Genomic DNA, 23,976 nt, shown 5'->3' on the forward strand with positions numbered 1-23,976 from the left:
GCGTCGGCAGCCGCTTTTTTCGTTTTCGCCGGACTGCTGATTATTTCAGGCGAACTGATCTCCCGTCAAGGCAGGCGAGCTTATGACCCAGGAAGACCTGACCAAACGCTTTTCGTGCGGTGCAATTGAAAAAGAATATGAAAAAGCGCGTGCCCTGTCCTTCGTGTTTCAGCTGGCTTTTACGGCCGTAGGTATTTATTTTTTCTGGCTCATGCTTCCGGAACGGACGATTGCCGCCAAGTTGGACAATATTGCCGTCTTGTGTTTTTGCCTGTGGCAGATACACCGACAGCGGGATATTCTCTGCTACACGACGGCCAAAGGACTGATCGTGCGGCGTCAATGCACGTCGGCGCGGGATCTTCTGAGCGGACAGCTGCACCCGGAAAAGCAATTGCTCTTCGTTCCGTATCGGGATATTTTTGAAATTGCTGATACGTGGCGCGAATTTCGCTTGGGACAGCCGATAGAGGGCGGCCTTGTAATTTTGCCTGTTCAGCTTCAATTTCTCTCCGGAAAAGATAAGCGGGAAATATTGGATCGCATTCGTGATGGGGCAGAAAAAGACGAGGAAGAATGAGAATTACAGAGAGATCAAATGAAATCAGGTGAAATCAAAAAATAACAGGTATGTTTCACTTCCACTTTATTCTTTACTATTTTAATGAGATAAAGTAAAATAAAGAAGCATCATCAGTAGGCATTGTGGAGGCGATATACATGGGATGGAAGCGGTATGCGGCGTTTGCCGTTGTCGGGGTGGTTCTTGCCGGCGTGCTTGCCGGTTGCGGACAGGATAAAACGGCTGCTGGCGGTCAACAGAAGCGTGCTAAGATCGTTATCGGCTTGGATGATAATTTCCCGCCTTTCGGGTTTCATGATGAATCGGGCGAACTGGTCGGCTTTGATATTGATATGGCTAAAGAAGCGAGCAGGCGTCTCGGCATGGAGGTGGAATTCAAGTCCATCGATTGGGACAGCAAGGAAGCGGAGTTGAAGAGCAAGAATATTGACGCCATCTGGAGCAGTCTTTCCATCACGCCGGATCGGGAAAAGAATATCCTTTTCTCCCGAGCCTATGAAAACGGGCCGCAAATATTGCTGGTACGCAGTGATTCGACGATCCGCGGCAAAGCTGATCTTGCCGGCAAAATAGTCGGGACGCAGCAGGGAAGCACGGGACTGGAAGCGATTGACGCGGAGCCGGAACTGAAGAATTCTTTTAAGGAATTGAAACAATATTCCGATAATGTGACGTCTTTCATGGATCTGGAAGTCGGCCGCATTGATGCCGTCGTCGTTGCCAAGACGACAGCAGGATATTTTATGAAGAAAAACAAGGCTGATTTCCGTATTATCGACGTAGGTTATCCCGCTGTTCCCAGTGGCGTCGGCCTGCGCAAGGAGGATACGGCGTTAAAAGAAAAGCTGGATCGTGTCCTGGAAGAAATGCACAGCGACGGGACGGCACAGAAATTTTCGGAAAAATGGTTCGGTATGGATATAACGGTATAGGAGGCAGAAGATGAGACTCAAAAAAATGATTTGTGCAGGATTGTTGACGGTTGCGGCAGTATCGTTATTGACCGGCTGCGGCGGCAGCGGCGCGAAGCAGGCGGAACAAAAGTTGCCGGATAAATTGGTTATCGGACTGGATGATAATTTCCCGCCGATGGGATTCCGCGATGACAGCGGCGCGTTGGTCGGCTTTGATATCGATTTGGCCAAAGAAGCTTCCAAACGGTTAGGCGTCGAAGTTGAATTCAAGCCGATCGACTGGGACAGCAAGGAAGCCGCTTTGAAGAGCAAGCAGGTGGATATGCTTTGGAACGGGTTGACGATTACAGAAACACGGGCGCAGCAGATCGCCTTTTCCAAGCCGTATATGAAGAATTCCCAGCTCCTCGTTGTGCGCAGCGATTCACCGGTTACCGACAGGGCCGGTTTGGCCGGCAAGGTTATCGGCACGCAGGAAGGCAGCAGCTCTGTTGACGCTCTCGATAAGGTGCCCGATTTTAAAGGTTCGCTGGCTGATGTAAAATTGTACGGTGATTTTGTAGCTGCCTTTATGGATCTGGAAGTCTGCAGAACCGATGCGATTCTTGTTGACAGTGTCGTCGGCCGGTACTACATGAGCAAAAAAGAAGGCAAGTTCAAGGTTATCGACGATCAGATGGGCAATGAAGAATTCGGCGTCGGCATGCGTAAAGAAGACACGCTGTTGCAGGAAAAAATGAATGACGTGCTGAAACAGATGGGTGAAGACGGCACGCTGACGAAGCTGTCGCAGAAATGGTTCGGCGAAGATATTACGATTAAATAAATACAGGAAAATACACACGTTTGAAGCGCGATGAGGGACGATTTCAGCCCCTCATTTCGTGCGTTTCGGGTAAAGGAGAATCCATTGGAATATTTTTTTACGATAGTGCCTTCCGTTGCTGCAGGGCTGCAGATTACACTGAAAATTTTTGCGATTACCATCGTCCTCAGCCTGCCGCTGGGAATCATCATGGCCGTCGCTAGGTTGTCCCGGATCATGCCGCTGCGCAAATTTATGGGGGCGTATATTTATATCATGCGCGGTACGCCGCTGATGCTGCAGATCCTGTTTATTTATTACGGCCTGCCGTTCATTATTGAAGGGCTGAAGCTGCCTGATTTTCCGGCGGCTATCATCGCTTTCGTGTTCAACTATGCCGCATATTTTGCCGAAATATTTCGCGGCGGGATTCAGTCCATTGATCGTGGACAATATGAAGGCGCTAAAGTTTTGGGGATGACCTATGTCCAGACGATGCGCCGCATCGTTCTGCCGCAGGTCATCAAACGGGTCCTGCCGCCGGTCGCGAATGAAACGATCAATTTGCTGAAAGATACGTCTCTGGTTTACATCCTGGCGATGAATGACATTCTTCGCATTACGCGGTCGATCGTACAGCGCGATTTCGATACGACGGCGTTTATCGTTGCCGCCGTGTTCTATCTCTTTTTCACCTTTATTCTGACCAACGTTTTCGGCTACCTGGAAAAACGCTATGCCGTATATGATGAATAGGAGGAGCCGCAAACATGAGTTTTATTGAAATGAAGCACATTAGAAAAAGATTCGGATCGTTAGACGTGTTAAACGATGTTTCCCTTGCCGTTGATGCCGGTGAAGTCATTTCCATTATCGGGCCGTCAGGCAGCGGCAAGAGTACATTTCTTCGCTGTCTTTGCCAGCTGGAGACGATCGACCGAGGTGAAATTACCGTTGACGGCCGGTGCATGGCGCAGCAGCCGGCAGACGGCGGCCACTCCGTTTATGCGCCGGCCGGTGAGGTACGGGCCATCTGCCGTCGCATGGGCATGGTTTTTCAGCACTTTAATCTCTTTCCGCATATGACGGTTCTGGAAAACATATTGGAAGCGCCGCGCGTCGTCAAAGGCATGAAAGACGAAGAGATTCTTCCCGTCGCCGAGGCCTTGCTGCGCAAAGTCGGCCTTTGGGAAAAAAAGGATACCTACCCGTCCCGTCTTTCGGGCGGACAGAAGCAGCGCGTGGCTATTGCCAGGGCATTGGCCATGAATCCGGATATCATGCTTTTCGACGAGCCGACGTCGGCCTTAGATCCGGAGCTGACAGGCGAGGTTCTGCAGACGATCAGGCAGCTGGCGGACGACGATATGACCATGATCATCGTGACCCATGAAATGGCCTTTGCCAAAGAAGTGGCCGACCGCGTTCTTTTCATGGCGGACGGCATTATTCAAGAAGAGGGAACGCCGGCGGACGTATTCGAACATCCGCAAAACGAACGGACAAAAAGCTTCCTGCAATCAATGCTTCATTTTTGAGAAGAAACCGCACTGCAGTCGGTGCGGTTTTTTTATCGCGGCCATGTAAAAGGATATTTACTGTATGATAACGTATACGTATGCTATAATATACGGTAAAAGAATGGATAGGTATTCATAACAGAAAGGCAGTGATTGCCATGGCCAGCATTACGTTACAATCAGGATTTACCTTCGATGCGGGGACGTTATACGGACCTGACGGCGTTACGGAAGAAGAACTGTCCGCATTTGAAGAATGTTGCGGCAAAGCGCATACGGCGCTGATGGATATGCGCAGAAAGGGGACGATCGACGGGCATCTGTCAAAAGACGGCGAGCCCGAGGCCGTACTCTTTACCAGATTGCCGTATATAGCTGAAGAGAATATTAATACGCCTGAACGCATCATGGCGCTGGAGACCTTGGGGCGGACGACGCGCAACCGCGTTGACGCCGTCGTTTTTTTCGGTATCGGCGGCTCCTACTTGGGCGGCAAAGTTCTCTTTGATGTCCATTGCGGCGCTTTCTGGAATTATCAGTCTACGGCGGAGCGGAACGGATATCCCAAGATCTTTTTCTCTGGAAATAACGTGGACTCCCGTTCCCTTGGCGAGATCATCCGATTCTTGCAGGGAGAGCGCAACGCAAAGCCTGCCTATACGGTCGTGGCCGTGCTGCTTTCCAAATCGGGGTCGACAATTGAACCGATGTCCAATTATATGATTTTCCGCCAGGCCATGATGGATGCGTCGGTCGCGTTGGAAACCGTTGCCGTAACCGACCCGCATGTAGGGGAAAAAGAAACGTTGTTGCATCATCTGGCGGAAAAATCAGACTGGCCGATCTTTTTTGTTCCTGACGGCGTCGGCGGTCGGTTCAGCGTTTTTTCCGAAGTCGGCCTGATCGTGGCCGCTCTCATCGGCTTCGATATCCGCGCTTATCTGGACGGTGCCAGGGCTATGGATCAGGTTTGCCGGAACGGCGACTGGCATGAAAATCCTGCGCTCTTCAACAGTGCCTTGAAATATCTGGCAGGCAAGCTTCACGGCCGTTGTCTGGAAGTGCTGATGCCGTACGGCGATTGCCTGAAATCGCTTTCGGAATGGTATGTCCAACTGCTGGCCGAATCTCTCGGCAAGCGGCTGGATAAGCGGCAGCGTGTCGTCAATTACGGCAGAACGCCGATCGTGGCCGTCGGTACGACGGATATGCATGCACAGACGCAGGAGCACCAGGAAGGGCCGCAGGATAAGGTCGTTCAATTCATTTCGGTGACCGACTGGGAAAATGATCTGGTCGTTCCCCATCTATACGACGAATATGCACAGTTGGAGGCATTCAGCGGTTTGCCGCTGAGCCGCATTCTGGAAAGCGCCCGCAGCGCTAATGCGGAGGCCCTGGCCGGTGACGGCCGTCCCAGCGCCAATTACATCTTGCCGCAGCTGAATGCGTACCATCTCGGCGAGCTGATGTACATGCTCTGCCTTTCCGTCGCCTATGAAGGCGAATTTGCTGCTGTCGATGCCTTCAATCAGCCGGGCGTCGAGATTTATAAAAAGTTTTTGGGCAGTCGGCTGAAGGCCCTGAAGGAAGGTTAAGGAAGCAATGAGAATCCTGGTTACAGGCGGAGCCGGCTATATCGGCAGTCATACGGTAAAGGCTCTGCTGGCAAAGGGACATGAGGTCCTTGTCTTGGATAATCTGTCGCGAGGCCATCGCGGTGCCGTACCGGCCGGTGTACGCCTCATCGTCGAGGATATCCGCCATGTTGCTGCTGTACGAGCGGTTCTGGAGCAGGAACGGATTGACGGCGTCATGCATTTCGCGGCCCATAGTCAAGTTGGCGAATCGATGGAGAAACCGACGATTTATTATGATAACAACGTCGTCGGCTCCTATTGTTTATTGGAAGCCGTACGGCAGAGCGGCGTTAAGTATTTTGTCTTCTCGTCAACGGCAGCCGTATACGGTGAGCCAGAGACAACGCCGATTACGGAAGACTTGCCGTACAGGCCGACGAATGTCTACGGTGAGACGAAACTGATGATTGAACGGATGCTGGCCCAATTTAGCAGGTCTTATGGGATCCGGTATGTAGCACTGCGTTATTTCAATGCCGCCGGAGCGGCGTCTGACGGTAGTATCGGCGAGGATCATACGCCGGAAACACATTTGATTCCGCTTATTCTGCAAACGGCATTAGGAAAGCGGCGGCATATTACGATCTTCGGTACGGACTATCCGACACCGGACGGTACCTGTATCCGTGATTATATCCATGTTGTCGATTTAGCTGATGCGCATTGTCGCGTTTTGGATTATTTGGCGGCAGGCGGCAGCTCACAGTATTTCAACTTAGGTTCACAACAGGGGTTCAGCGTCAAGGAAATAATTGATGTTGTCAAGAAAGTGACGCAGCGGGAGTTTGCTGTCGAAGAGGGGCCGCGTCGCGCCGGCGATCCGGCCGTGCTGATTGCCGGATCGGCGAAGATTCGTAATCTTGTCGGATGGCAGCCGCAGTGCAGTCATCTTGAAGAAATTATTGCCGCTGCCTGGGTCTGGCATCAAAGTCATCCGGACGGGTATGATGATGCGGGCTGAGGTACGGCTTCTGATTCGGAAGGTAAGGAACTGTTCGGTTCCACACGCAAGACGTTTACTCCCCTACGGAGTGATCCTGACCATCGTGTCGGGGATGGCGTTCTTGTGGGACGGGCCGCTGCTTGAAAAGAAAACGGTCATAGGGGAGTCGGAGATGCGCGAGGCGTCTCCGGCTCCTTTTTCTTACGCCGGAACAGAAGAGAAACGGAGCCAAGAGAAAAAGGAAAAAAGCGACGGTAACGGCGCGGCGAAGAAAACGGAAAAGACGGGGAAACTGATTTTTACGACATTGCCGTCATTGCGCCATCGGCCGCTGCCCGATCTGTTTGCCGCAGCGCCGGATCCGACTGAAGAGGCGGCTGTGCAGACGTTGCCGGCGGCAGTACAAGAAGGCGCCCAAAAAGGAATGAAGGCGTCTGCGCCGCCTGTTATTCTCGGCTACATGGCGCAAGGCGCGCGTCAGGTCGTGCTGCTTTCTGACGGTACGTTGACGGCTGCTTGCCGGGCCGGTGATCATTTTGGATCCTACATGGTGAGTTATATTACGGACGGTATCGTCGGTTTGACGAAAGGTGGCGAGACGATTGAATTATATCGATAAACGTACGGTCCGGCGCTAGTTGGGACCGGTTTTGTTCTGGTGTGTTTTCTGTGGAAATCCGGTTGCCGCCGCTCCCCTTTCCGTCGATGTCAGTGACGCTCCGATCCGTACGGTTCTGGAGGGATTGGCCAAAAGCGGCGGTATCAATCTCGTCGTTGACGATACGGTGCAGGGATCAATGACGCTGCACCTGGAAAACGTGACGGCAGAAGAAGCCATCGAGGCGATCGTTGCCGGTCAAAACCTTTATTATAACCGCGGCGGCGCCATCGCGTCGATTACGGCAGGGCGGGAACAGAGAGGGGTCAAACAGTTGTATACATGGGCCCTGCAGCATGCGGAGCCGGCAGAGGTGGCCGAGGCCGTCAGGGCGGCGATTCCGGCGGAGCAGGTCCGGACCTATGCAGGCACCAACCGCATCGTCATTGGCGGCACGCCGGCGGAAGCGGCGGCAGTCGGCAGACTGGTTGAAGTGCTGGATCGGGAAGCGGCGCAGGCCGATGTGGAAGTGGAAGTTGTATCCTTGACACAGGACGCGATGAAGGAGCTCGGCCTGGACTGGAGTTGGGGCGGCGTGCCGGGAGGACCCGGACGGAGCGGACTTTTTTCTTTTGAAGGAAAAGTACGGGCGTTGTTGACAGAAGGCAAGGCCAAATTGTTGGCCCGGCCGCATTTGCTTGCCGCCAACGGAAAAGAGGCGAAGATCCTCATCGGCGACCGCATTCCCGTCCTGACGGAGCATGAAAAGGGACAGGAAAGCGTCACGACGACGGAATATCGCGATGCCGGCATTCAGCTCGTCTATACGCCGCGCATTCATGACGACGGCAGTGTGACCGCCAAAATTGACGCCGAAGTCAGTACGCCCGTGCTGGTGCCGCAGCTGAAAGCCTATCGCATCGCTACGCGGCAAGTGACGACGGAGGTGCGGATGGAGCCGGGCAAGACGTTGGTTATCGGCGGCCTTATCAATCGTGAAGATGTCGAAAATTTCCGCAAAATACCGCTGCTCGGTGATCTGCCGGTCCTCGGCAGGCTTTTTCGCAGCCACTACCGTAGCCAGAAAGAGACGGAAATCGTTATCCTTATCCGGTTGCGGTCAAAAGAAGAGACAAAGGTGCCGGAAGAATACGATACGCTGCGACAACGGCGCGTGAATGTGGTACAATAGCGCAGGAAGTGTTTCTTGGTACCCACTTCACAAAAAAATCAAGGAGGTTTTTCTGATGTCGAACCTGCGTATTCTCATGGTGAATGCCGTTATTGCCGCAATTTACGCCATTCTGACGATCGTGCTGGCGCCTGTCAGCTACGGCCCCGTGCAGATCCGCTTTTCCGAATTCATGACGCTGTTCGCTTTTTCCGACAGAAAATGGATTCCCGGTCTTGTCGCCGGCTGCTTTCTGGCGAATATGGGAAGTCCGTTCGGCTTGCCGGATATGCTGGTCGGAACGACGGCTACTTTTCTTGCCACCGTTGTCATGTCACGATGCGCCCATTTGTTTGTCGCTTCCTTGGCGCCGGTCTTTTTCAACGGCGTACTGATTGCGCTGGAATTGGCCTATTTGACGGAAATACCGGAAGAAATTTCCCTTTGGGCGATGATGGCCTATATCGGTGCCGGCGAATTTTTATCCGTCTCTGTCAGCGGTATTCTGATCTATAAGGGGCTGCTGAAAAATAAGGGATTCGCCCGTTACTTTCAGAAGGCGTAAAATGAAAAACGCTTTCCTCCCGATGAAGAGGAAAGCGTTTTTTAAAACGAGGCGGAGCGCTTTTTCAATTCTGCATAAAAGCGTGTCGTAACGGGCAGCGTGAGGTGCAGTTCCGCCGCTTTTTTCAATACATGGCCGCTAAAGGTTTCCAATTCATTGGCCCGTTTCGCCTTGAAATCGCGGGCCATTGAGCTCGTTGCCGCAGCATTGCGTTTATCCGTCATGAAACGGTAGATTTCGTCAGGCAGCGATGGCGACAGACGAATGCCTGCGGCGACGCCGACACGGTGCGTTTCCTCCAGGAGATCATGAAATTCTTTCAGCCATTGCGGATGTTGCAGCAAGTCGCCTGTCGTCGCGTCGTAATAGGCGGTAATGACGTTGTAGGCGCAGTTGATAATATATTTATGCCACGCTTCGGCATCCATATCATCGGGGATCTGACAGTCGAATACGCCCGTTTCGTCGAGGAGGCGCCGCACTGTTTCCAAGGCGTCGGAATCGCCTTTACCGATACAAAGTTTGGCGTAGTCGCTGGTTTGGCGAATGGAATAATCCGTATCGTAAGCAGTGGTGATGTAAATCAACGAATCCAGGACGCGGCCCTGCGGCGTCTGCTTTTTGGTTACGTCATAGTGGTCGATGCCGTTCAGAACGGGGACGATAATGGTTTGTTCAGCAATGCAGGGCTGTAAGGCGGCCAATGCTTCGGAGAGAGAATAATTCTTGACACAGATAAAAATTACATCCTGGCGGCCGGCAGCAGCCGGCGTAGCCGTTACGAAGGGATGAAAGATGTGTTCTCCCATCCGTCTGCTGTGGACGACAAGGCCTTTTTTCGCTAATGATTCCCAGCGTTTTCCGCGGGCGATTAAGGTGACATCCTGACGGTGGGAACACAAAACGGCGGCAATATAGCCGCCGACACCGCCGATGCCGCTGACCATGCATTTCATAGAAGGACTTCCTTTCTTGTTGTCATTGTTACTAATTATACTGCAAAAAGAAAGTGATTCAAAGAAAAAAACATATGAACTATTGCGCATGTGTTTGTTCATGTGTTATACTACAACTAATATATGAACAAATAATTATATAAAAGGAGATATTATGTGTGAAAAAATGTCGCAACAAGAACCGGTAAGCCGTTGCACCTGTACTTGCGGCTGCTGTGGTGAACAGGCGGAGGAAAGCGGAAAGAAACGGCTCTTGCCCGTCTTTGCAGGTATTTGCGCATACTTGGCGGCGTATATATGGCCGCTGCCGGACAAGGGCAGCCTATATCTTTACGGTTTTGCGTATCTGTTGATCGGTAAAGACGTTATTCAGGCGGCTTGGCGTAATATTCGCCGTAAAGACCCGTTTGACGAAAATCTGCTCATGGTCATTGCCAGCGGCGGCGCCTTTCTTATCGGCGATTGTGTCGAGGCTGTAGCCGTCATGCTTTTCAGCCGTATCGGCGAATTTTTGGAAGAACGGGCTGCCGGTAAGAGCCGCCGTCAGATCAAGGCGGCTATCGATCTGAGGCCTGATGTTGTCTGCCGCATTCGAGACGGCAGAGACGTCGAAACGATCCCTGCCGCCGCCGCGAGGACGGGAGACCGTCTTCTGGTACGGCCCGGTGATCGTATTCCCTTAGACGGTATCGTGGCGGCAGGAGAGTCCGTCCTCGATATGTCCGCTCTCACCGGTGAAGCGATGCCGCTTACTTGTCGTGAAGGGGACGGTGTGCTGTCGGGGGCAATGAACAAGACCGGCGTGATTGAGCTGACGGTAACAAAGGAACTGGCGCAATCTACGGTCTCGAAGATTTTGCAAGCCGTGGCGGCTGCGGAAGCGCAAAAACCGAGACTTGACCGGTTTATTACCCGGTTTTGTCGGCTGTATACGCCTGCCGTCGTAGCGGCGGCGATAGTCACGGCCGTCGTGCCGTCTCTCGCCGGCGGGTAGTGGCATTATTGGCTGTACACGGCACTGACCTTTTTGGTCATCAGCTGCCCCTGTGCCTTGGTGATCAGTATTCCGTTGGCTTTTTCCGCCGCTATCGGCGCGGCAGCCAAAGGAGGAATTCTGTTTAAAGGGGCGGCGGCACTGGAACGGCTGCATGAAGTCAAAACCGTTATTTTTGATAAGACCGGGACACTTACGGAAGGTCGCTTTTCCGTGCAACGTGTCTGCGCTGCCGGCAGGTTCACGGAAGCGGCCGTTCTGGCCGCGGCGGGAGCCGTTGAACAGGGATCGCAGCATCCGTTGGCCAAGGGAATCGTGGTTGCGGCAACTGCCGGCGGCCGCACACTCTCTCCGGCGCTCCGCAGCAGAGAATTCGCCGGAGAAGGCGTTGTTGCCATTGTCGACGGTCATTCGGTCGCCTGCGGCAGCTTGCGGCTGCTGCAGCGGCTCGGTACGGCGGTACCGTCCGTGGCCGCGGCAGGAGCGGCGGTCATCTTCGTCGTCGTCGACGGCGAATATGCCGGCCATATTATCCTTACGGATACGGTAAAGGACGATGCGGCCGCAGCCGTCAACGGCATTAAGAAGCTCGGCCTTTATACGGCAATGGTTACTGGTGATCGTGCGGCGGCGGCAGGCGCCGTGGCCGGAACGCTCGGTATCGATCAGGCGCTGGCAGACTGCCTGCCGCAGGACAAGGTCGCGGCGTTGTCGTCGCTGCGGCAAGAACGGGGGGCCGTTCTCTTCGTCGGTGACGGCATCAACGACGGTCCCGTTCTTTCCGGCGCCGATGTTGGCGGCGCCATGGGCAGCGGAGCCGACATCGCTGTCGATGCGGCTGACGTCATTTACATGCACGGCGCCGTCAGTGCCGTTCTTCGTTCACTGCTACTATCCCGGCAGACGCTTGCCGTCGTTCGGCAGAACGTCGTGTTTGCCCTTGGGGTGAAAGGCCTGGTCATGCTGGCCGGTCTTGCCGGATTCGCTTCCATGTGGGGTGCCGTTTTTGCCGATTCCGGTGTCGCCGCTTTATGTATTGCCAATTCGGTTCGCATTTTGTATCAAACGTGATATAGTAGAGAGGAAGAACGCCGCAATCTGTTCTTCCTCTTTTTTTCGCAAGAGAAAAGGAGCGAAAGCGTCCCGTGAAATGCTGTGGGGAAGAGATTACTGTTGAGGTGAACGTATGATGAATAAGCAACGATATCTTGTCGCCGTATTGGCGGCACTGACCGTTATCGGTACGGCCTTACCCGGTTTTGCCGCAGAAGGGGGCGGTTTATCGGACCGGATTAAGGCCGTTTTGGCCGGTTACGATGCGCGTAACGGCGCAGGCAAGGAAGAAACGGGTAAGGACGGTAAAAAGGATGTGCCGGCCGAGCTCTTTGTGTTGCCGGAAAAAACGGTTGACAATATGAAAGCGACGTGGCTGATGGATGGGGCGACTGTTGCGCGAAGTGATCGCACCATCCACGCCTTTGCCATGGACCGCAGCGTCGTGTTGGCAAAACATGGCGCTGCGGTGGTCTTGGAACGACTGAAGATCGACAAGGGTGGCGATACGACGAGTGAAGAAGGCGGCCGGCATAATGGGCAGAATGCAGCCGTTCTGGCTGTAGAGAGCAAGGTGAAGCTGGACGGTTCATCCGTTTCGTCCGCTGCAACGGGCGCCGCCGCCGTGGCGGTCGTCGGTACTGACGGCAATGTAACAGTAAGGCGGAGCCGTCTTTCGACGGCAGGAAAGGATTCCCCGGCCGTTGCCGTGTTGCCGGCGGCTGCTGCGGAGCTGACCGACAGCGACCTCGTGACGCGAGGGCGACAGAGCGCCTGTCTGTATTCGGCGGGCAGCGTCACGGTTGCGGGAACTAAGGGCTTTGCGGCAGCGGGGCCGATTGCGGTGCTCAAGGACGGCGGCCGTATTTCGCTGGAAGACAGCAGCTTTTCCGGCACTGCAGAAGGCGTTATGCTGGGCGGCCCGGCAGCCGACGGCGGCGAGGCTTCGTTCGAGGCGAAACACACGCGCCTGGAAAATACCGGCGCCGCGCCCTTATTCCGCGTCGGGAATATGACAGGCCATATTTATCTGGAAAATACGGTGTTGCTGTCCGCCGCTCCGGCGGTCGTTGCCGTATGCGACGGCGGTGCGTTGATGCTGGCGACGGCGAAGCAGTCCTGGTCGGGAAACGTCGTGGCTGATAAAACTAGTACGGTCATGGTGTCACTGCAAGACGGCGCGGTTTGGACGGGAACGATGAACGGTACGGCAGAAGCGGAGAAAGCTGACATCAATCTGGACCGATCCTCGCAGTGGATATTGACCGGTCCTTCGCATGTCACGGTGCTGAGCGATGCCGACAGGAGTCTGCAAAATATTCGCAGCGGCGGGTACGACCTCTATTACGACCGGCAAGCTGCCGGTAACGACTGGCTGCACGGGCGGACCCTTGATCTGCCCGGCGGCGGTCAGCTGTTACCGCAGCCCGTACGGGACGCCGTCACATGACCGGCGGGAAGAGCGGCGCGCTGCAGGAAAGAAAAGAGCTTTCATTTTCCCTGTTATTTTATGTAGTGATAATATATAATAGTTTTATAAAAAGTAAGATATTTTTGGGCTGTTAATTTGATCAATGTGATGGGAGCAACCAAGCAGATGGCGGCAAAAGTATGCCGGGCCATGAACCGGTTAGGAAAGATCGGATTCGTTGTGGTCCGTTTCGGGAATGTGCTCGGCAGTCGCGGGAGCGTAGTGCCTTTATTAAAAAAATTGCGGAGGGAGAACCGGTAGCAGTCACAGATCCGGCAATGTCCCGGTATTTTATGACGCTTCTGGAAGCGAGCGTCTTAGGAAAAGGCGGAGAGCTGATCCTGTTGGATATGGGAAATCTCCGTAAAAATTATTGTTATGGCACGAAATATGATTCGATTGTCGAGTTATATTCCGGATGTGGATATAAAAATGCACCGGTCTTCGTCCGGGAGAGAAGCTGTTTGAGGAGCTTTTAACATCACAGGAAGGAACACGAAAGACAACCCATGAAAAAATATTCGAGGCAAAAGTGGCTAAGATGGAGTCTGAATGGCTGGAAGATACATTGAGCGCTCCGATAAGTACCAGAAATGATTTAGAAACCATTCAGACGTTAAAGGAAATAACCTCCACTTACCAACCTAATCATAAATGAGGAAAATAGATTGGCATAAAAAATGTGTTTTATAAAGTGAATGAAAAGGAGAAAATGATGAAAAATAGGAATATTTCATTTAGCCCGCCAGATATGAGTGATTTGGAAATACAGGAAGTGGCAGAAGCCTTGCGTTCCGGATGGATAACTACCGGGCCGCGTACAAAAAAGCTGGAAGAGCTGATTGCCAAGTATGTTGGAGTCAATAAGGCTGTTTGCCTGAATTCTGCCACCGCGGCAGAAGAACTTAATTTGCGGATCCTAGGGATTGGGAAAGGAGATGAGGTTATTGTTCCCGCTTATACCTATACAGCTTCTGCGGCGGCAGCCATACACGTAGGTGCCACTATAAAATTTGTGGATTCACAAAAAGATTCTGTAGAAATGGATTATGACCAGTTAGAGCAAGCGGTTACAGATAAAACAAAAGCTATTGTTCCGGTAGATCTCGGTGGGGTGATTTGCGATTATGATCGTATTTTCGAGATCGTGAATAAGAAGAAAGGACTTTTTAAGCCAAGTGGAAACACTGATTTGGGGGAGAAAATCCAGACAGCTATTGGCAGAGTGGCAATCGTTGCAGATTGTGCCCATGCGTTAGGTTCTGAGCGTCAGGGGAAAATGGCAGGGGCTATTGCAGATTTCAGTAGCTTTTCTTTTCATGCTGTGAAGAATTTCACTACAGCAGAAGGAGGGGCTTCTACATGGCGGAGTATTCCCGGTATCGATGATGAGGGAATTTATCATTGGTTCCAGTTATATAGCCTTCATGGGCAGTCAAAAGACGCTTTCCATAAAATGCAGCTCGGAGCGTGGGAATATGATGTAGTAGCGCCTTTTTATAAATGCAATATGACAGATATCATGGCAGCAATCGGTTTGAAGCAATTTGAGAGATATCCTAAACTGTTAGCCAGACGAAAAGAAATTATTGAACGGTATGATGCGATGTGTGATGAATTGGGAGTTTTGCATATCAAACATTTTTCGGAAGGGCAACGCAGTTGCGGACATCTGTATATTACCAGGATTCCTTGGGCGGATGATCGTATGCGGAGAAATATTATTACTAAAATGGCTGAACATGGTATTGCCTGCAATGTTCATTACAAACCGTTGCCAATGATGACTGCTTATAAAGATTATGGATGGGATATCAAAGATTTCCCCAATGCGTATAATCTGTATAAAAATGAAGTTACGCTTCCTCTTCATACGAAATTGACCAATGAAGATGTAGACTATGTGACTCATTGTTTCCAAGAGATCATTAGGAATACTAAATAAGTGGATCAAGGAAAAAAGTTTAAACGAGAACTTTTGGAATGAGGTGTTCTTGTGTTATGCCAATGGGATGAACTTCCGATGGAAATGCAGAATTCGGAAGTAAGGATTTATTATGATATTCTTGTCAAAAAAAGAAACCAACTTTTATTAAAAGCTGTTTTTGATAAAATAACGGCACTGTGTCTGTTAATTTTTCTATCGCCGGTTTTTCTGTTACTGGCATTGTTAATCAAAGCTGACAGTAAGGGGCCTGTCTTTTTTAGGCAAGAGCGCGTTACCCAATATGGCCGGCCTTTTCGAATTTATAAGTTCAGAACGATGGTGGATCATGCAGAAAAATTGGGGACTCAGGTAACAACCCAAGCCGACAGCCGTATAACAAATATAGGTAACAAACTCAGGGGGTGTCGTTTGGATGAATTGCCCCAGCTTATCAATATCTTTAAAGGAGAAATGAGTTTTGTTGGGACGAGACCTGAAGTCATGAAATATGTAAAGGCATATACTCCTGAAATGATGGCAACATTATTGCTGCCGGCAGGCGTTACAAGCGATGCAAGTATCGCATATAAAGACGAGGAGAAGCTTTTAGCGGATACGGATGATGTGGATGAAATATATATCCATGTGGTTCTTCCTCAAAAAATGGAGTTCAATTTGCAAAGTATAAAGAATTTTAGTTTTCTTAATGATATTCTGACTATGTTTCGGACAGGGAGGGCGGTTTCATGACGCAAAAAGGATTGGTATCCATAATCACTCCTACATACAATTGCGGAGCCTTTATTGGGGAGACGATAAAGTCAGTACTTGCTCAGACTTATAAAGACTGGGAGATGATCATTGTCGATGATTGCTCTACAGATGATACGGAAAATATCGTAAAAAAATATACAGAGAAAGATGATAGGATACGATATTATAAACTGAAAAAAAATTCAGGCCCGGCAGTAGCAAGGAATGAAGCCATGTATCATGCAAAGGGAGCGTATATGGCCTTTTTGGACAGTGATGACTTATGGATGCCAGATAAGCTGATGCGTCAAATACGATGGATGGAAATAAATGGATATCTATTTTCAAATACGTCATATGAACAGATTGATGAGAGAGGGCAATCTTTGGGAAGGGTAGTTAAGTCGATAGGAAAGACCGGCTATAGCCGTTTATTGCTGGATTGTCCTGTGGGGAATTCAACCGTTATGTACAATGTGGAAAAAATGGGGTATTTTGAGGTTCCGGACATAAGGAAGCGCAATGATGATGCTCTTTGGCTTAAAATGCTGAAAAAAGAGAAATATATGTATGGAATGCCGGATGTCCTCATGAAATATAGGATACGGGGAAATTCCGTTTCCAGTAATAAATTTAAATTAGTAAAATATCACTGGATTCTTTATCGCAATATTGAGCACCTATCCGTATGGAGGTCATTATTCCATATAGGATATTGGGGAATCATAAAAGTTTTAAGGATAAAATAATTAGAGACGGAATGATGAAAATACAGGTGCTGGTTGCTACGATGCATCAAAGAGATCACTCTTTGCTAAACAAAATGAATATACAAACGGATGCCATTATAGGAAATCAGTGTGATTTTAATTCAATTGAGCACTTTAATTGGCGCGACCATCATATTGCTTATCTGAACTTTGCGGAACGTGGGGTTGGATTGAATAGGAATAATGCCTTAATGCGTGCGGATAGTGAGATCTGTCTATTCGCGGATGACGATATGGCCTATGTAGATGGATATGCAGATATTGTAAGAAGGGCTTTTGAAGAAAATGGGGATGCAGATGTAATCATATTCAATGTATACGAAGAAAGAACGACGCGTTTTAAAATACAAAAACGCACGCGAGTGGGGTATTTAAATTATCTGCGCTACGGAACTGCCCGCATTGCAGTTAGGTTAAAAAGTATTAGAATGAACGGTATTTATTTTAATCAGTGCTTTGGCGGAGGAACGCCTCATTGCCATGGGGAGGATAATCTTTTCCTGACTGCCTGTCTGGATAAAAAGTTGAAAATATATGCAGTTCCTGAATATATAGCAACGCTTACAAATGAAAGAGATTCAACTTGGAATAATGGATATGATGATAAGTATTTAAGGGATCAGGGTATTCTTTACAAAATGATTTCTCCCAGATTTTGGAAACTGCTTTGTTTGCAGGATGCCATTAGACATCGTTCTTTATATGGAAGAGGAATTGCAGAATTATATTTCCTTATGACTGGACATAAATAGGTTTTGAGGTAATTATGAATAATAATGATAGAAAATTAAGTAATTTCAGTACGTTATATTTTTTTATTTCTATGTTAATCTTTCTGGTTTTTGTGCAATCCGGAAAAGCTTTAAATGATAATATTGATATTCCGCATATCGTAGTTGGATTTACGCCACTGATGATTGTGATGGCTTTCGGCCTGTTTATGCTTGCAGTTATAGTTTTGCGGAAAGGGAAAGTCTTATTAGACATGATATCTCTCATCATGTGTATTAGATTGATTTTTCCTTTAATCCCTCTTGTTTATGAGCCACAGGCTTCTGAATTTGTCGGGAATTATGCGATTCTGATTATGGATATATTAATTTATTTAATTGCGGCAAATAGCATAGTTGATTTTAACGGACTAAAAAAAGCTATATTGCTTGTTTTCTTATTGATTTGTGTGCAAACTTGTGTTGAAGCATTAATTGGTACATACACATTCTTCGATGATACCTATTTTTATAAAAATGATCTTGTCATACCTGTTGGAGGAAGTAATGCCATAGCTGCCAAAATAATACCGTTATTTGCTTTTCTTTACTGTGCGGAAACTGGGAAGAAAAAAAGAATCGCCTTGCTTTTAATCATGTTAATTTCTGTCATTATCACGAAATCACGCGGAGGAATGATTGTTGCTTTATTGAGTTTAGTTATAATGCATTCTTGGGGGAAAAGGCTGTCGTTTAAAACAATTGTGTCTTTTTTTATTATATTGACAATAGCTTTGGCAGCGGGAATTTATTTTTTGTTTGATACAAATATCGGAATGTTGGCTTTTTCCTTATCCGACAGTACAGTGATCGGGAGACAAGACTTGTTATTATACGGAATTTCTTTGTTTTTTGATCATCCTCTGTTAGGGAATGGCTTTTCTGATGAAGTTGTTTTTTATAATCCACATAATTATATTTTGTATACATTAATGGCGTTTGGCCTTGTGGGGCTACTTCTTTTCTGCGTGCTCATGTTTTTTGTCTTTAAGTCGTTTTGCGGATATTCTGCAGATCTTTTTGTTAGAGGGTCTGTTTGCTTTTTGCTGTGTGTCCTTATGGAAGGATTGGGGGAAATTGTTCTTTACTCTTATATTTCTGATTTTATGTTGTGGTTTATTTTAGGAGCAACGATGTCTAGGATAAGAGCTATAAAACTAAAACAAATGCAGTCTGTCTCAGGGGTGACTGATGGAGTTATATCTATATGATTAATGTTTTGGTATTAAATTATAATGATGCAGACAGTGTGATGAAACTGGTAAACTGCATAGAAACTTACAAATGTATTGATCATATTGTCATTGTGGATAATTGTTCTCAGGATGATTCTTTTCAAAGATTAAAGAGTATAGTGGATAATAAGGTTGATTTAGTATCAAGCGGGCATAATGGTGGTTATGGAGCAGGTAATAATTTTGGAATCCGATATATTGCCGATCACTATCAATCGAATTATATCCTGCTTTGTAATCCAGATGTGATTATCAAAGAAGATGTCATCATTAAATTGGCGGGATTTTTGCAGACACACGATGATTATGTGATGGCAGCGCCCTTTATGCTGGATGCGGAAAAACAAAAACAATATAACACAGCCTTTAGAATTCCAGAGAAATGGGAATATATTTTTTCATTAGACGTTTTTATTTCTAAATTGACGAAATCTTTCCATTACAAAGGGATTGATTCAATTAGAAGTGAGTATAAAGATGTGGAAGCCGTTTCAGGATCGTTGTTTTTGTTGGATACGAATAAGATGCTTACATATGGAATGTATGACGAAAATATATTTTTATATTGTGAAGAAATTGTTTTGGCCATAAAGTTAAAAAAAGCACAGTTAAAAACGGCGTTACTTCTTACGGAAACCTTTATCCATAATCATTCTGTATCAATTGATAAGTCCTTTCATTCACAGTATGCAAAGCATACGCTTTTAATGAAGAGCAAATTGTATGTGATTAAGAATTATTATAATAGCAATCGTATTGAAAATTTGCTTGCATATTTATTATCCCGGATATCATTGTTGGAAGTCATGGTTATTTCTAAAATCAGAGGTAAATAATGGCAGATAATATTTGTAAGAACTTTAGAAAAGAAGAGTGCTGCGGTTGCGGAGCCTGTGTCAATATTTGTCCGACGGGGGCATTGTCTTACGGAAGGGATCAGTATGGATTTACTATACCGCAGATAGAGGAGAGCAAGTGCATATATTGCGAGAAATGCATAGATGTTTGTCCATTTATTCAGTGCAAAAATGGAGAGGGTGCCCGAATTCCGTTAAGGACATATGCAGCCTTGAACAAAAGGGCAGATGAAGTTTTTCGCAGTACCTCCGGCGGTATTTTTATCGTATTGGCGAAGGAAGTTATTTTACGTGGTGGCATAGTAGTCGGATGTACCATGGATTCGGCGTTCAAGGTGAAACACATCATTGTCTCTACCGAGGATGACTTGAAGAGTCTGCAAAAATCCAAGTATGTACAAAGTGATATGGGATACATTTATCGTGAAGTAAAGCGGACATTGTTACAAAAAAAGAAGGTGCTGTTTTCCGGTACACCTTGTGAGGTTGCTGCAATAAAGAGATTCTTGGGAAATATGGATACAACTGATTTATATCTGGTGGAAGTGGTCTGCCACGGAGTACCGAGCCAGGAGTTTTTTGATGACTATATAAAGAATTTACATGATGTAGCGGGCGGACTGAAAAAATACACCTTTCGTATAAAGCGTAAAGCTGAAAACGGAATGAATTGGTTTTTCTCTTATCAAAGGGAAAATGGGGAAAGCGTCATAAAAAATTGGCCGGAAGACAGCTTTAACTATTATTATATGAAGTCATATTCCTATAGGGATGGTTGTTATCAATGTCCGTTTGCACGAGAAAGACGACAGGCGGATATTACATTATGTGATTATTGGCATTGGGAAAAATATCATGAAACAAAGTTCTCCCCTAATGCAACGGTATCCGGTGTTTTGGTGAATACAGAAAAAGGGGAAAATCTATTTGAGGTATTAAAAGACCATTTTCAGATGGAGGAAACAAAATTCGATGATATTATCCGCCATAACGGGTGCCTGCAAAGGCCGTCCCCTTGTCCGGACGGAAGAAACAATGTGCTCAATACTTGGAAGATAAAAGGGTATGGATATTTAGATCGTGAATTCAGGAGAAAATACAAACGACAAATATGGAAGTATTCTGTCATGAGACATGTACCAAATTCTGTCATTCGTGTCTTGCATTCATGGAGAGGTTGATATGGATATAAAAATAATCACGATTCATGCCATGCATAATCCGGGATCCGTGTTTCAGGCGTATGCACTGCAGAAATACTTAAGTAAACAACATAATGCACAAATTATTGATTATCGCCCAGGCTATTTTTACAGTGAGGGTTCAAAAATTAAGTTGTGGACTAAAAAGATACTTTTTTCAGGATCTTATGGAAGCCGAAATAAGAAGTTTAATCAATTTATTCAGGAAAATTTGGTGTTGACATCGTTATATACGGATTATAATCAGTTGGAAAACGGAAATTTACATGCAGATGTGTTTATGGCAGGCAGTGATCAACTGTGGAATACGGATTTTCCCTGTGGGCATGATAAGGCGTTTTATTTAGAATTTGTGAAACAGGGAAAGAAGGTTTCGTATTCTACTTCCGTTGGTAAGGAAAATATCGATTTCTCAAATTTATCTGTTTTGAAGGGGAAATTGCCCTATTTTGATGCTTTAGCCGTAAGAGAGAAGTCGAATGCGGAATTTTTGACAAAAGAATTGGGGCGAAGTGTAAAATGGGTGTGTGATCCGGTGTTTCTGTTGGAAGCCGAAGAATACATGCCTTTTATTTCTTCTGAATCGCCGATAGAAGATCCTTATGTAGTCATTTATCTTTCAGGTGCAAACCGGATTCTCGATGAAATCGTGAATTATTATCATCAGCGTGGATTAAAAGTAGTTTTAGCAGGTGGATTTACCAGACGTTGTAAGTGTGATATCCATATCAAAGACGTGGGGCCGGAAGATTTTTTAAATCTTATTTATCATTCTCAGGCTGTAATTTCCAGTTCTTTTCATGCGACTGCGTTCAGCCATATTTTTCATAAGGAGTTTATTACATTGGTGCCCAAGGCCAATGGGGAGCGTATCTACAGTCTTTTAAGGAAATCAGGACTGATATACCGAGGTGTTGATTCTACATTGAATTGGAATTTGTTAGAAAAAGAGACAGATTGGAACAAAGTACAAAATAATTTGGAGGAATATATCAGAGAATCCAAAGAATATTTATCTAAAGTTTTGGAATAAAATGATATGTAATATTAAAAAGTTTATACTGTGAATTTCCCAAGATATTTAGTGAATGTTTTTTGCAGAAGAATGCGTGCGACGATAAATCGCAATGGATTAACATTTATTTAATTTCTTTATTAGTCGGGTTTGGTGCCGGAGTAGAATATTATATGATACAAATTTTGTTAACTTTTATAAAAGCAATTTTACAACGAAACCAATGGAGAAAATTAAATTCCCATAATTATACTACGGTTTCGCAATTACAGATTTTTAATCTTCACAGAATAAAAGTGGGGAAAGGAACTTATGGAAAGATTAATGCACATCTTTTTAATCATGAGGATGATGTAGTATTAGAAATCGGTAATTATTGTTCCATTGCGAAAGGAGTTCATTTTATCTGTGGTGGAGATCATTATTTCGATCATTTGATGACGTATCCGGTTTTAAATAAAGTTTGGGGAGAAGATGAGGCAATAACAAAGGGGAAAATAACAGTTGATGATGATGTTTGGATTGGTACAAATGCATTAATTTTATCTGGGGTTCATATTGGGCAAGGGGCAATCATTGCAGCGGGAGCAGTTGTGGTTAGCGACGTGCCGGCCTATAGTATTGTGGGAGGAGTTCCTGCGACTATTATTAAATGGAGATTCAGCCAACCAGTCATTGATAAACTCATTACGATTAATTTTGGCGGAATAGATTTTTCTTTTATTGATAAGCATAGAGAATTATTTACAGAAAAAGTTGATATGGATTTACTTGAAAAAGCAATTAAAGAAATAAAAGATAAGTAGAGGCGTTGATAAATGAATGTAACCCGACTGATCAGAAATATATCATATTCATTTTTCGCTAATTTTATTTCTTTGTGTGGATCTGTTATTATGACAATATTTGTTCCTAAGTTTATGCCAATTGTCGATTATGGTATTTGGCAATTATTCTTGTTTTATTTTTCCTATATGAGCTTTTTTCATTTTGGCTGGTCAGATGGAATTTATTTACGATATGCGGGAAAATCATTTGATGAATTGGATTCGAAGGTTTTTGCCGGTCAATTATATGGGCTTGTATGTATGGAATTATTGCTTGCATCATTAATCTGGCTGTTTAGTAAATATTTTGTTGAAGATTATACCAAACAGAATCTATTGCTTTATTCTGCGTTTTCATTACCATTTTTACATTTTAATGCAATGTGCGGCTTTATTCTTCAAATGACAAATAAAATTTCCGGTTATGCTAAAATTATCTTAACCGAGAGGGTCCTGCTACTTGCTATAGTGTTTTTGCTTCTGATTATTGGATATAATTCTTTTTATGATTTATATTATGCAAAAGTAATATCCCTTTTGGGAGCATCCTTATTTTGTGTAAAAATCTGTTATAGGCTTCTGTATTTTCAATTTACTTCACTTAAGGAATTCGTTTATGAAACGTTTATGAATATAAGTGCAGGGATTAAGCTTATGTTTGCGAATATAGCAAGCATGCTTATTATTGGTATTGTCCGTTATGGGGTCTCGGTAGGATGGGATGTTGTAACTTTTGGAAAGGTGTCATTGACTTTAGGTATCTCAAATTTTTTAATGATATTTATCAGTGCGGTTAGTGTCGCGTTTTTTCCTATATTGAAGCATGTGGAGGAAAGCAAGCTGGCAGGTCTTTATGTGAAACTTCGTAGCGGGTTGTCTGCTATCCTTTTGGCTCTACTGATTTTTTATTATCCGATAAGGTGCTTGTTGTCATGGTGGCTTCCACAGTATGAGGATAGTTTGGTGTATATGGCCGTTTTATTTCCTGTTTGCATATTTGAAAGCAAGATGCAATTGTTGGTTAATACTTATTTGAAGAGTATGCGGCAAGAGTTTCTGATGCTAAAAATCAATAGTATTGCAGTTATATTAAGTGCGATTGTCACTGTCGTATCGGTTGAATTGTTCCATAATTTAGATATGACAATCTTTTCAGTAGTATTTTTATATGCAATCAGATGTTTTTATGCAGAAGTAAAATTGCAAAAATTATTAGGACTACACCTTGGTAAAGACATGGTAGTGGAATGCTTATTGGTAGGCACATTTATTGCTGGCGGATGGATTTGGGACAATTTTATATGCATGGTTATTTATGGAGCAGCATATATGGCATATTTGGCGTGGAATAAAAAACAAATAACAAATTTAATTTCAATAATAAAGACTATATAAGTTTTTTAGAAG

24 protein-coding genes and 2 pseudogenes are annotated in these 23,976 nt (G+C 46.3%); 25 read left to right on the forward strand and 1 reads right to left on the reverse strand.

What is annotated here, in order from left to right; translation table 11 throughout:
• The first annotated feature begins 82 nt into the window (after positions 1-82).
• From HMPREF1250_RS00960 to HMPREF1250_RS01005, 10 genes are all read left to right on the forward strand, one after another.
• Positions 83-580, forward strand: a complete 498-nt coding sequence (locus HMPREF1250_RS00960; protein WP_023052762.1) for a hypothetical protein — start codon at positions 83-85, stop codon at positions 578-580.
• 140 nt (positions 581-720) lie between these two features.
• Entirely contained in the window at positions 721-1,515 is a 795-nt protein-coding gene (locus HMPREF1250_RS00965; RefSeq protein ID WP_023052738.1) for an amino acid ABC transporter substrate-binding protein, read from the forward strand.
• Between the two features lie 10 nt (positions 1,516-1,525).
• Entirely contained in the window at positions 1,526-2,323 is a 798-nt protein-coding gene (locus HMPREF1250_RS00970; protein ID WP_023052757.1) for an amino acid ABC transporter substrate-binding protein, read from the forward strand.
• Between the two features lie 84 nt (positions 2,324-2,407).
• The gene (locus HMPREF1250_RS00975; RefSeq protein ID WP_023052741.1) at positions 2,408-3,058 is read left to right on the forward strand and encodes an amino acid ABC transporter permease; all 651 of its coding nucleotides are present in this window, start codon (positions 2,408-2,410) and stop codon (positions 3,056-3,058) included.
• Between the two features lie 14 nt (positions 3,059-3,072).
• Positions 3,073-3,840 carry an amino acid ABC transporter ATP-binding protein gene (locus tag HMPREF1250_RS00980; RefSeq protein ID WP_023052733.1) on the forward strand — a complete coding sequence of 256 codons (768 nt, stop codon included), beginning with the start codon at positions 3,073-3,075 and terminating at the stop codon, positions 3,838-3,840.
• Between the two features lie 140 nt (positions 3,841-3,980).
• Entirely contained in the window at positions 3,981-5,420 is a 1,440-nt protein-coding gene (locus HMPREF1250_RS00985) for a hypothetical protein (RefSeq protein WP_036242249.1), read from the forward strand.
• A gap of 7 nt (positions 5,421-5,427) precedes the next feature.
• Entirely contained in the window at positions 5,428-6,423 is a 996-nt protein-coding gene (gene galE / locus HMPREF1250_RS00990; protein WP_023052732.1) for a UDP-glucose 4-epimerase GalE, read from the forward strand.
• Positions 6,424-6,508: 85 nt separating this feature from the next.
• On the forward strand, positions 6,509-7,024 hold the full coding sequence (locus HMPREF1250_RS00995) for a hypothetical protein (RefSeq protein ID WP_155914475.1): 516 nt from the start codon (positions 6,509-6,511) through the stop codon (positions 7,022-7,024).
• Positions 7,025-7,055: 31 nt separating this feature from the next.
• Positions 7,056-8,195 carry a secretin and TonB N-terminal domain-containing protein gene (locus HMPREF1250_RS01000; protein ID WP_071784747.1) on the forward strand — a complete coding sequence of 380 codons (1,140 nt, stop codon included), beginning with the start codon at positions 7,056-7,058 and terminating at the stop codon, positions 8,193-8,195.
• A gap of 55 nt (positions 8,196-8,250) precedes the next feature.
• Positions 8,251-8,739, forward strand: a complete 489-nt coding sequence (locus tag HMPREF1250_RS01005; protein WP_023052736.1) for a QueT transporter family protein — start codon at positions 8,251-8,253, stop codon at positions 8,737-8,739.
• A 41-nt stretch (positions 8,740-8,780) separates the two neighbouring features.
• Here the strand turns inward: HMPREF1250_RS01005 and HMPREF1250_RS01010 are convergent, their stop codons facing one another.
• A complete protein-coding gene (locus tag HMPREF1250_RS01010; RefSeq protein ID WP_023052764.1) occupies positions 8,781-9,695 on the reverse strand; it encodes a ketopantoate reductase family protein in 915 nt (304 codons plus the stop codon).
• Between the two features lie 154 nt (positions 9,696-9,849).
• Between HMPREF1250_RS01010 and HMPREF1250_RS12240 the strand changes: the two genes are divergently transcribed.
• From HMPREF1250_RS12240 to HMPREF1250_RS01075, 15 genes and pseudogenes are all read left to right on the forward strand, one after another.
• A complete protein-coding gene (locus HMPREF1250_RS12240; RefSeq protein WP_023052760.1) occupies positions 9,850-10,689 on the forward strand; it encodes an E1-E2 ATPase in 840 nt (279 codons plus the stop codon).
• Between the two features lie 12 nt (positions 10,690-10,701).
• Positions 10,702-11,760, forward strand: a complete 1,059-nt coding sequence (locus HMPREF1250_RS10825; RefSeq protein WP_081696470.1) for an HAD-IC family P-type ATPase — start codon at positions 10,702-10,704, stop codon at positions 11,758-11,760.
• 115 nt (positions 11,761-11,875) lie between these two features.
• The gene (locus HMPREF1250_RS01020) at positions 11,876-13,192 is read left to right on the forward strand and encodes a hypothetical protein (protein WP_023052751.1); all 1,317 of its coding nucleotides are present in this window, start codon (positions 11,876-11,878) and stop codon (positions 13,190-13,192) included.
• A 117-nt stretch (positions 13,193-13,309) separates the two neighbouring features.
• Positions 13,310-13,692: pseudogene (locus HMPREF1250_RS12245) on the forward strand (polysaccharide biosynthesis protein).
• Positions 13,656-13,871 (forward strand): annotated as a pseudogene (locus tag HMPREF1250_RS12250) (polysaccharide biosynthesis protein); the annotation flags it as partial. The pseudogenes HMPREF1250_RS12245 and HMPREF1250_RS12250, both read left to right, overlap by 37 nt.
• Before the next feature lie 54 nt (positions 13,872-13,925).
• Positions 13,926-15,158, forward strand: a complete 1,233-nt coding sequence (locus HMPREF1250_RS01030) for a DegT/DnrJ/EryC1/StrS family aminotransferase (protein ID WP_036242256.1) — start codon at positions 13,926-13,928, stop codon at positions 15,156-15,158.
• An 84-nt stretch (positions 15,159-15,242) separates the two neighbouring features.
• Positions 15,243-15,890: a sugar transferase gene (locus HMPREF1250_RS01035; protein WP_051356031.1), complete on the forward strand. Its 648-nt coding sequence runs from the start codon at positions 15,243-15,245 to the stop codon at positions 15,888-15,890.
• Positions 15,887-16,642, forward strand: coding sequence for a glycosyltransferase family 2 protein (locus HMPREF1250_RS01040; RefSeq protein WP_023052754.1), 756 nt, complete (start codon positions 15,887-15,889; stop codon positions 16,640-16,642). The genes HMPREF1250_RS01035 and HMPREF1250_RS01040 overlap by 4 nt, the downstream gene beginning before the upstream one ends.
• A gap of 11 nt (positions 16,643-16,653) precedes the next feature.
• On the forward strand, positions 16,654-17,415 hold the full coding sequence (locus tag HMPREF1250_RS01045) for a glycosyltransferase family 2 protein (RefSeq protein WP_159459021.1): 762 nt from the start codon (positions 16,654-16,656) through the stop codon (positions 17,413-17,415).
• Between the two features lie 14 nt (positions 17,416-17,429).
• A complete protein-coding gene (locus tag HMPREF1250_RS01050) occupies positions 17,430-18,644 on the forward strand; it encodes an O-antigen ligase family protein (RefSeq protein ID WP_023052747.1) in 1,215 nt (404 codons plus the stop codon).
• Positions 18,641-19,504, forward strand: a complete 864-nt coding sequence (locus HMPREF1250_RS01055) for a glycosyltransferase family 2 protein (protein WP_023052729.1) — start codon at positions 18,641-18,643, stop codon at positions 19,502-19,504. Before HMPREF1250_RS01050 ends, HMPREF1250_RS01055 begins: the two co-directional genes overlap by 4 nt.
• Positions 19,504-20,706, forward strand: a complete 1,203-nt coding sequence (locus tag HMPREF1250_RS01060) for a Coenzyme F420 hydrogenase/dehydrogenase, beta subunit C-terminal domain (protein ID WP_023052765.1) — start codon at positions 19,504-19,506, stop codon at positions 20,704-20,706. The genes HMPREF1250_RS01055 and HMPREF1250_RS01060 overlap by 1 nt, the downstream gene beginning before the upstream one ends.
• A gap of 1 nt (position 20,707) precedes the next feature.
• The gene (locus tag HMPREF1250_RS01065) at positions 20,708-21,760 is read left to right on the forward strand and encodes a polysaccharide pyruvyl transferase family protein (RefSeq protein WP_023052745.1); all 1,053 of its coding nucleotides are present in this window, start codon (positions 20,708-20,710) and stop codon (positions 21,758-21,760) included.
• A 155-nt stretch (positions 21,761-21,915) separates the two neighbouring features.
• Positions 21,916-22,548 carry a CatB-related O-acetyltransferase gene (locus tag HMPREF1250_RS01070; RefSeq protein ID WP_023052737.1) on the forward strand — a complete coding sequence of 211 codons (633 nt, stop codon included), beginning with the start codon at positions 21,916-21,918 and terminating at the stop codon, positions 22,546-22,548.
• A 12-nt stretch (positions 22,549-22,560) separates the two neighbouring features.
• On the forward strand, positions 22,561-23,964 hold the full coding sequence (locus HMPREF1250_RS01075) for a lipopolysaccharide biosynthesis protein (protein WP_023052726.1): 1,404 nt from the start codon (positions 22,561-22,563) through the stop codon (positions 23,962-23,964).
• Positions 23,965-23,976 lie beyond the last annotated feature (12 nt).

This window comes from Megasphaera vaginalis (ex Srinivasan et al. 2021), from assembly GCF_000478965.1.
In the GTDB taxonomy this organism is placed as follows: domain Bacteria; phylum Bacillota; class Negativicutes; order Veillonellales; family Megasphaeraceae; genus Megasphaera; species Megasphaera vaginalis.

Excerpts from the sequence above, each read along its gene's own strand:
- HMPREF1250_RS01005 (WP_023052736.1), top strand. The coding sequence starts at position 8,251 with ATGTCGAACCTGCGTATTCTCATGGTGAATGCCGTTATTGCCGCAATT.
- HMPREF1250_RS01055 (WP_023052729.1), top strand. The coding sequence starts at position 18,641 with ATGATTAATGTTTTGGTATTAAATTATAATGATGCAGACAGTGTGATG.
- HMPREF1250_RS00970 (WP_023052757.1), top strand. The coding sequence starts at position 1,526 with ATGAGACTCAAAAAAATGATTTGTGCAGGATTGTTGACGGTTGCGGCA.
- HMPREF1250_RS01035 (WP_051356031.1), top strand. The coding sequence starts at position 15,243 with ATGCAGAATTCGGAAGTAAGGATTTATTATGATATTCTTGTCAAAAAA.
- HMPREF1250_RS01010 (WP_023052764.1), bottom strand. The coding sequence starts at position 9,695 with ATGAAATGCATGGTCAGCGGCATCGGCGGTGTCGGCGGCTATATTGCC.
- HMPREF1250_RS01050 (WP_023052747.1), top strand. The coding sequence starts at position 17,430 with ATGAATAATAATGATAGAAAATTAAGTAATTTCAGTACGTTATATTTT.
- HMPREF1250_RS01075 (WP_023052726.1), top strand. The coding sequence starts at position 22,561 with ATGAATGTAACCCGACTGATCAGAAATATATCATATTCATTTTTCGCT.
- HMPREF1250_RS01030 (WP_036242256.1), top strand. The coding sequence starts at position 13,926 with ATGATGAAAAATAGGAATATTTCATTTAGCCCGCCAGATATGAGTGAT.
- HMPREF1250_RS00965 (WP_023052738.1), top strand. The coding sequence starts at position 721 with ATGGGATGGAAGCGGTATGCGGCGTTTGCCGTTGTCGGGGTGGTTCTT.
- HMPREF1250_RS01045 (WP_159459021.1), top strand. The coding sequence starts at position 16,654 with ATGATGAAAATACAGGTGCTGGTTGCTACGATGCATCAAAGAGATCAC.
- HMPREF1250_RS00960 (WP_023052762.1), top strand. The coding sequence starts at position 83 with ATGACCCAGGAAGACCTGACCAAACGCTTTTCGTGCGGTGCAATTGAA.
- HMPREF1250_RS00980 (WP_023052733.1), top strand. The coding sequence starts at position 3,073 with ATGAGTTTTATTGAAATGAAGCACATTAGAAAAAGATTCGGATCGTTA.
- HMPREF1250_RS00985 (WP_036242249.1), top strand. The coding sequence starts at position 3,981 with ATGGCCAGCATTACGTTACAATCAGGATTTACCTTCGATGCGGGGACG.
- HMPREF1250_RS01020 (WP_023052751.1), top strand. The coding sequence starts at position 11,876 with ATGATGAATAAGCAACGATATCTTGTCGCCGTATTGGCGGCACTGACC.
- galE (WP_023052732.1), top strand. The coding sequence starts at position 5,428 with ATGAGAATCCTGGTTACAGGCGGAGCCGGCTATATCGGCAGTCATACG.
- HMPREF1250_RS01040 (WP_023052754.1), top strand. The coding sequence starts at position 15,887 with ATGACGCAAAAAGGATTGGTATCCATAATCACTCCTACATACAATTGC.
- HMPREF1250_RS12240 (WP_023052760.1), top strand. The coding sequence starts at position 9,850 with ATGTGTGAAAAAATGTCGCAACAAGAACCGGTAAGCCGTTGCACCTGT.
- HMPREF1250_RS01070 (WP_023052737.1), top strand. The coding sequence starts at position 21,916 with ATGATACAAATTTTGTTAACTTTTATAAAAGCAATTTTACAACGAAAC.
- HMPREF1250_RS01065 (WP_023052745.1), top strand. The coding sequence starts at position 20,708 with ATGGATATAAAAATAATCACGATTCATGCCATGCATAATCCGGGATCC.
- HMPREF1250_RS01060 (WP_023052765.1), top strand. The coding sequence starts at position 19,504 with ATGGCAGATAATATTTGTAAGAACTTTAGAAAAGAAGAGTGCTGCGGT.